We start from the raw sequence: 8,014 nt of genomic DNA, 5'->3' as shown, positions 1-8,014 counted from the left end.
GGCGTGACCGTCTACACCGCGTTCAAAACGAACGCGGATGGTACCCGCGAGGAGATCGGCGACATTATCGAGTCGGTCGCCAACGCGGACGGCAAGACCGCGCAAGTCCTGATCGATGCGGAGGATGGTCCCTATTGGGCGACGATCGACCTTGCGACCGGCGAAATCTTCGATGCACAGATCGAAGTGAACGCTGAGGCGGGGCAGACGTTCACGCTGTTCGAGCGCATCAACAACGGGCTGGAAGCGATGAAGGCACAGGCAGAGGCATCCGGCCTCGGCTTCGCTGTGCCGATCATCAACGGGCTGCAGAAGGTCGTCGGTGTCGTCGGGCAAGCGTGGGGCGTGATCTCGCCGTTCGTCGATCGATTCAAGGCCCAGTTCCAGAGCCTCAACCTGATCTTCAATCCGATCAGTGCCGGGTTGATCGCGATCACGCGCGCCATGAGCACGATCGACTTCGGGCCGCTGCAGGGCGTCGCGGATGCGGTCATGGCGGCATTCGAGAATCTGGGCTACGGCATCCAGCGCATCGGTGAGGGCGCGCGTGAAGTGATCAGCGCAATCGCTGCGCTGTGGCAAGGCAACTTCTCCGACGCGATGCAGCACGCACGCAACGCGCTCGACCTGTTCGGGGAAGGCTTCGGGCGACTCTCGCAAGCAGCGAGCGCGGTCGGCAGCGCGGTGCAGCAGGGACTCGGGCTTGCCGCGCAGTACGTCGAACAGCTCGGGCAGCGCTTCCCGATTATCGGGCGAAGCGCGCAGACGGTCGCGAATCTCATGCGCAGCGCCGGGAAGGTCGCGGCAACCGCATGGGGCGCGGTCGCGAAGCTGCTCTCCGGCGATCTCCGGGGCGCGCTCAGCAAGCTGGGCGATCTCGTCGGTGACGTTGGCGAGATGATGAACGATGCCTTCCAAGCGGTGGGCGACGTGATCAGCGATCTCGCGAACATCATCCAGTCCGGCCTCGCGTGGGCGTTCGATTCGCTGCGCAGCCGGTTCAGCAGCTTCTCCAATACGTTCGATCGCGTGCAGGGCATTCTCTCGAACATCGTCGGGGTCGTCGGCAATCTCGCGAGCGCGTTCGCGTCACTGATGCGCGGCGACATCAGCGGGTTCTTCTCCAAGATCGGGGATGCCGTGCTCGATGCGCTGCAGGTGATCGCGAACGCCGCGATCCTCATCCCGACGATGCTGTGGGACGCGTTCCAAGCGATCGATTGGGGCGCGATCAAGTCGTGGATTGCTGACAACGCGCGCGACGCGATCAACGCGCTGATCGACATGTTCCGCAGCATCGACTGGCAGGGCCTGTTCGAAGGACTCAAGAGCGCGGTCGCGGCGATCCCCGGCATGCTGGGCGATCTCGCGAGCGTCGTCATGGCGTGGATCAGCAGCGCAGCCGGAGCGATCAGCTGGGACAGCTTGTGGGAGGGCGCGAAGAACATCGCCAGCAAGGTGATGAGCGCAGCCGGTGATCTCGCGCAAGCCGTCATGAGCTGGATCGCGTCGCACGTCGGCGGCATCAGCTGGGACGGCATCTGGGAAGGCGCGAAGGACATCGCCGGGAAGGTGATCAGCGTAGCTGGCAACCTGCTCAGCGCGATTACGTCGTGGATCGCGTCGCACGTGCCGGGAGCTGAGTCGTGGGCGAAGCTGTGGCAGAACGCGAAGGATGTCGTCGGCACGATCGTCGAGGGCTTCGGCAACCTGCTCACCGCGATCGGCAGCTGGATCGCGAGCCACATTCCGGGCAAGGGCGTGTGGAGCGTCTTGTGGCAGCATGCCGCGAACATCGTGGGCGAGATCGTCGAGGGCTTCGGGAACCTGCTCAGCGCGATCGGGTCGTGGGTTGCGAGTCACATTCCGGGCAAGGGTGTCTGGACGCTGCTGTGGCAGAACGCAGCCGACATCGTGGGCGATCTCGTGTCCGGCTTCGGCGACCTGCTGAAAGCGATCAAGGACTGGATCAGCGGGAACGTGCCGAGCCTCGATGACATTCTCGGCGCGCTCGGTGACTTCGGTTCGAACATCGCCAGCGCGGTCATGGAGAAGGTCGATGCGGCGTGGGACACGCTGAAGAGCTGGGCGACCGGTTTGTGGGACAAGCTGTTCGGCTGGCTCGGTGGCGGCGGCGATGAGGTCGAGGGCGTGCCGCAGGAAGCGGCTGACGCGATCGAGGGCGCGAGCGGCAGCGTTGTTGTGAGCATGAGCGGCCTCGCGGAGAAGATCACGACCGCGCTCGGCACCGCGCTCGGTGAAGCTGACACGAGCGAGATCGAACGCGGCGTCGCGGTCCTGATCGGCAAGGCGGCTGACTACTTCGAAGCCGGACATCTCGACATGGCCGCGCAGCAGGTCGGCGAAAAGTTCGCGGAACAGTTCAGCACCTACGCGGAAGGCACGAGCGGCCAGACAATCGGCAGCGCGCTCGTGTCGATGTTCGACAACGCGGCTGGCTGGGTGCCGCAGGGCAACCTGAGCGGCGCGGCGCAGGACATCGGTGAAACGTTCGCTGAGAGCTTCAAGAGCTACGCGGGTGGGACGTCCGGCGCGAGCATCGGCGACGGCATCTCGACCATGTTCGAGCAAGCCGGTGGACACGTGAGCGAAGGCGACTTCGCGACAGTCTCGCAAGACATTGGCGAAACGTTCGCTGAGAGCTTCAAGAGCTACGCGGGAGACACGAGCGGCACGGCGATCGGTGAGGGCATCGGTGAGATGTTCGAACAGGCGTCGGGCAGCATCGAGGCGACCGCGTTCGAAACCGTCGCGGATGAGATTGCGAACCTGCTCGCGGAAGCGGTCACGACGGCGCTCGGTGAAGCTGGCGAGACCGCTGACATTGGACCGGCACTCGAAACGTGGATCAGCAATGCCGCGCAGGGCATCGGTGACGCCGGGGCTGAGGGCGTCGGGCTTGCTGTTGCGCGCAGCATCGATACCGCAGTGACGGCTGGACTCGGCGGGTTGAGCGGCGAATCGCTCGCCGGGGCGATCAGCTCGTGGATCGGGCGTGCTGCAACGAGCATCGGCAGCGCTGGCAGCGAGGGCGTCGGCATGGCGGTCGCGCGCTCGCTCGATATGGCTGTGACGTCCGGCATCGGTGCGCTGAGCGGTGAGTCACTGAGCAGCGCGATCAGCTCGTGGGTCGATCGCGCGCAGGGCATTGCCGCCGCTGCGATCGACATGACGACGCTCGCGAACGGCATCGCGACGGACCTGCAGAGCGCGCTGGACCCGGCGCTGTCGCGCATCGTCACGAGCTTCGACACGTTCGCGAACAACATCCGCAGCACCATGCAGGGACTCAATCGCGACGCGACGAGCGAAGCGAACAAGATGCAGCAGGACGTGAGCCGCGCGTTCACGACGATGCAGAACAACGTGAGCCGTGACGCGGCGAACATGAGCCGCGACGCGCGCACCGAGTTCCAGAACATGGCACGCGAGGTCGCGAATCAGGCGCGAAACGCTGAGCGCGACGTGAGCACCGCGTTCAGCTCGATGAGCCGTGCCGTGAGGAGCAGCCTCTCCGACATGGTGAGCAATACGCGCACGTCCATGCGCGATCTCGTCACGTCGGTATCGAACGGCATGAGTGACGCGAGCAGCGCGATCCGCAACAGCGCGAGCAGCTGGCCGGGAATCATCAGCGGCTACTCGGGGCAGATGAGCGCTGCCGGACGCAGCGTCGGTGCCGCAGCCGGTGAGGGCGTGGCTGCTGGACTCCGGGGCGCGCTGGGAAGTGTCCGGGCGGCCGCAAACGAGATTGTGGCGGAGGTGGACCGGGCGATGCGCAAGGCCGCGGAGGTTCGGTCGCCGTCGAGGATGACCCGCCGTATCGCGGAGTTCATGGGCGAGGGCGTCGTGGTCGGGTTGCTCAACCTGATCCGCGACGTGGCACGCGCTGCGAAGCAGCTCGCGCTCGCGGCGACACCGCCGCTCTCTCCGGTCACGACGATGCTCGACACGAGCGCGCTGACGCGCGCGACCGCGACGTTCGGCAGTCTCACGACGACCGCAGGGGCCGGTGTCGTGATCAACAACACATTGCACGTGACACAGCAGCCGGGTGAAAGCAGCGAAGCGTTCGCTGAGCGCGCGGTCGAGCTGCTGACGACGGCGTACATGGATGGAGGGTCGCTGTAATGCCGATCTTCGGACGAAAACCGGGCAGTCTCGACGGCGGCTGGGGCTACATCTACGGTGGCAGCAGTCGCGGCTCGATCATGGGGAAGCCGGGGAGCAACGGTTGGGCGTATCGTGCAGCCGGTCGCATGGGCTACAACACCGGCTCCGGCACCAACATGCAGATCGCGGTGTACTCGGTCAGCGGCAGCTCGATCGCGTCGCGACTTGCCCTAACCTCGACGTTCTACGTCAACACGTACATGGCGGATCGCGCGAGCGGTGCTGATCACGGTGCGAACCTGACGGCACCGCTGCAGATATTCGCCAACACCAACTATGCGCTCGCGCTGGGCGCGCACGGATCAGCGCGTAACGTGTTCGGGCAGGACATGAGCGGTCACCCGATGCACGACAAGGACGGCTCGATCCTGCCAGTGACGTATGCCGCGAACCGGGTCGCGCCCGAGGGCAAGATGTCCCTGTGGCTCGAATACGAGGCGAACGTGAAACCGGACACGCCGAGCGGTTTCGCCCCGGCGCACAACAGCATCATCACGAGCAGCCAGCCGACGCTCGCGGTGAACTTTCGCGACGCGAACGAAGCGGTGCCGGGGTTCTCGGTCGGGCAAGCTGACAAGCTGAAGAAGTACCGGTTCCAAGTGCTCAACAGCGCGCAGACGAGCGTGCTACGAGACAGCGGCATCGTCAACGCGAGCAGCGCTCAGCAGACCGCGCGACGCGCGAGCTGGACCGTGCCGACCGCGCTTCCGGCAGGGCGCTACGTTGCGCGCGCGACTGTCTATGACATGTTCGATACGCCGAGCACGACCGCGAGCTGGGCGTTCACGATCAACGCGGGTGGCGCGATGGTCGATGTGGACGTGGCACAGAATGCCTACGAGCCACACTGGGCAGATGCGTCGCGGCGACTGCTGGGGCAGACGACGACCGTGATCGGCGGCACGTGGACGCACTCGGACAACCTGAACGCGAACGCGATCCAACTCGTACTGCATGACGAGAATGGCGTGATCGTCGGTGCTGTCTCGGACGTGTTCAGCGTCACGCTCGCACCGAACGAATGGGTGGGGCGCTGGACGACCCTCGCCGGGATGAACATGCCCGAGCTGGAACGCGGCAGAATGTATCGCGTTGGCATGCGTGCTCGCGACACGACCGGGCTGTGGAGCAGCTGGTCGTATAGCAGCATGTTCACCGTCAACTCGTTCCCCGACATCCCGACGAGTCTGCAGCCGGGACCGAATGCGGTCACGAGCGTCCGGCCCGAGCTGAGCGCGATCATGACCGACAGCACGGACAGCAGCGCATCGCTCGACAGCGGGTTCTATATCCGCAAGCAGGGCGACACCGGCAACGGCATTTTCGTTCCGGGCGAGCGTCGCTGGTTCGCGAACGGGCGACACTACGCGCAGCCGGATCACAATGAGATGCCGGACCATGACGTGTACGAGTGGCGATGCCGCGCGTCTGATCCGCACGGGCTGGTCGGTGACTGGTCGAGCTGGCAGAAGGTCACCTATGCGCTCGCGCCGGAGCTGACGATCACGGAGCCGGACGGCACGATCGATGTCGGCACGCCGCAAGTGATCTTCACCAGCGATAAGTCGCTGACCAAGTTCACGGTAACGATTCGCGAGGACGGCGGCGGCGTCGTGCATGAGAGTGGCGAGATCACCGTGAGCGGTCCCGGTGGCGACTATCTCGTGCCAGCCGGTGTGCTGCGCAACGAAACCGGGTACACGATCGAAGTGATCGGCACGGATACGGTCGGGTTGACCGGCAGCGCGACCACGAGCATTTACGTCAGCTACACCGCGCCGGAAGCACTCGACTGGATCACCGTAGAAAAGACGCCGGGGCCATACGAGTATCAGCACGTGCCCGACGAGTGGAGCCGCATCGCGATCAGCTGGGCGCAAGCGTTGCCCGAGATCGTGTCGGACGAGGACTTTGCCGGGTACCTGCTCGAACGTGAGAATACCGCGACCGGAGAGCGCAAGATCGTCGCGCACTTCCTGACGCGAGGCGAAACCGTGTTCATCGACAAGACGGTAGCCAGCAGGGTTTCATATCGCTATCGGCTTCGCTACCTGATGGTCGTCAACGGTATCGATATTGTGGAGAGCGAAGTGGTTGAGGGCACCGGCAGCGTGTCACTGATGCATACGACGATCACGAGCATGGACGCGGATGATCTCGGCGCGCCGCTGCGCTACTGGAAGAAGCGCAAGCCGAAGTGGGTCACCGATGTCGAGATCGTGCCGAGCTGGGGGCCGGAGCCGATCGGCTTCATGGGCACGAGCGATTCGCTGAAGATTGACGGCGACTTTGCGGTGCTCGATGCCGAGGACGGATCGTTCACTGCGCTAGAGATCATCCGCGACGTGCGCGCAATGGCGACGCCGATTCGCACCGGGGAGCGCAGCATCGCCCCGCGCCAAATCTTCTACCGCGATCCGCGAGGGCGCGCATTCTTCGCGATGATTCGCGACGGTGACGAGGACGACGAGCACCGCGAGGACATCGGGCGCATGAGCCTGACGATCACGCAGATCGCCGGAGAGGAGGGCGCGCTGTGAGTCTGAGAGGACTTCCCAAGCCAACACTGCTGCTCTCGCCGCACGGGAGCCATGACCGCAACGGGCCGGTGGAGCCGGATATTCAGGGCGGGGCGATCATCGTGCCGGGGCTGCGTGGTCCGGCGTGGCAGGTGGCCGAGGCGACGACGAACTACGTTCGGAACCCGCGTTGCGCGCATGACACGACCGGCTGGGCGACCGGATCCAATCGCGAGATCACGCGCAGGGATGATCTGCCAACGGGGATTCCGGCAGGGGTGCGCACCGGCTTGCGCGTGCGCGCGACATCGACGATCAGCGGCGGGTTTACCGGCGCGGCGACAGCGATCACGTACAACAATGCGGGTGATTACACCGGCAGCATGTACGTGTACGTACCGAGCAGCTACAGCAGCGGCGACCTGATCGTGCAGCTCGTCGTGAGCGGCAGCTCGCGCAGCTCGCTCGTGGATATGAGTATTCGCGACGAATGGCAGCGCGTCGTGACACCGACCTTTGAGGACGTTGCGGCCGCCGCGACCGGCTCGATCCAGATCGCGCATCTCAGCGGCACGTGGAACGCCGACGACGAGTTCTATATCTCGTGCGCGCAAGTCGAGCCGAAGGCGTATGCCACCCCGTACTGCGATGGGGCGCTGGGGGCGGGGCACGCATGGACCGGCACGCCGCACGACAGCACGAGCACCCGGGCCGGGGCGATGGTCCGGACGCCGAGCGCGGGGAGGCTGGACGCCACGCAGGGCGAGGTCCAGATACGGCTGCACACGCTGCCGGACTTCTTCCCCGGATCAGGCCGTTACAACGATATCTGGCGAGCGCAAGCAATCGGCAACCATTTCCTGATCTTCGCCTCGGGCACGCACAGCCTGACTTTCGGGGCGGGGGCGACCGCGCAGCACCACAACCCGGACCTGATCCCGCCGCAGCCGCTTACGCTGGGCATGGCGTGGAAGATCGGGGAGCGGTCACGCTATTTCGTCAACGGGGAGGAGGTGACGACGAGCGCCGTCCTCAACGCCCCGCTCCAACTGTCGTCCGTTATGTCCCTCGGAGCCGGGAACGATGCCGACAAGTTCCTCGCCGAGAGCCTGATCGTATTCGACCGGCCGCTGACCGAGCGGGAGCGCCGGTCGCTGATAGAGCACCCGCGCGCGTGGAGCTGGTACGAGCTGACCGCGCCGGGACTGGTCACCAACGTGCCCCGGCCTCGCGGTGTGTTTTCGATACAGGCTGAGCTGTGGCGCGCTGATCGCTACGGCAACCTGCTCGAACGCGTGCCG

At 65.2% G+C, this 8,014-nt stretch carries 3 protein-coding genes; all 3 read left to right on the top strand.

The window, feature by feature from the left end; translation table 11 throughout:
• Positions 1-4,152, top strand: a 4,152-nt coding sequence (locus Q1J95_RS12435) for a hypothetical protein (protein WP_300268005.1), incomplete at its 5' end; no start/stop codon positions are given.
• Positions 4,152-6,734: a hypothetical protein gene (locus Q1J95_RS12430; protein WP_300268003.1), complete on the top strand. Its 2,583-nt coding sequence runs from the start codon at positions 4,152-4,154 to the stop codon at positions 6,732-6,734. The genes Q1J95_RS12435 and Q1J95_RS12430, both read left to right, overlap by 1 nt.
• Positions 6,731-8,014, top strand: a 1,284-nt coding sequence (locus Q1J95_RS12425) for a hypothetical protein (RefSeq protein WP_300268000.1), incomplete at its 3' end; no start/stop codon positions are given. The genes Q1J95_RS12430 and Q1J95_RS12425, both read left to right, overlap by 4 nt.

Origin of the sequence: Microbacterium sp. (genome assembly GCF_029263575.1) — a bacterium.
In the GTDB taxonomy this organism is placed as follows: domain Bacteria; phylum Actinomycetota; class Actinomycetes; order Actinomycetales; family Microbacteriaceae; genus Microbacterium.
Note: the sequence above shows the minus strand (reverse complement) of the source record. Positions and strands in the feature narration are given on the sequence as shown.

Coding starts and splice junctions, on each gene's coding strand:
- Q1J95_RS12430 (WP_300268003.1), top strand. CDS start 4,152: ATGCCGATCTTCGGACGAAAACCGGGCAGTCTCGACGGCGGCTGGGGC.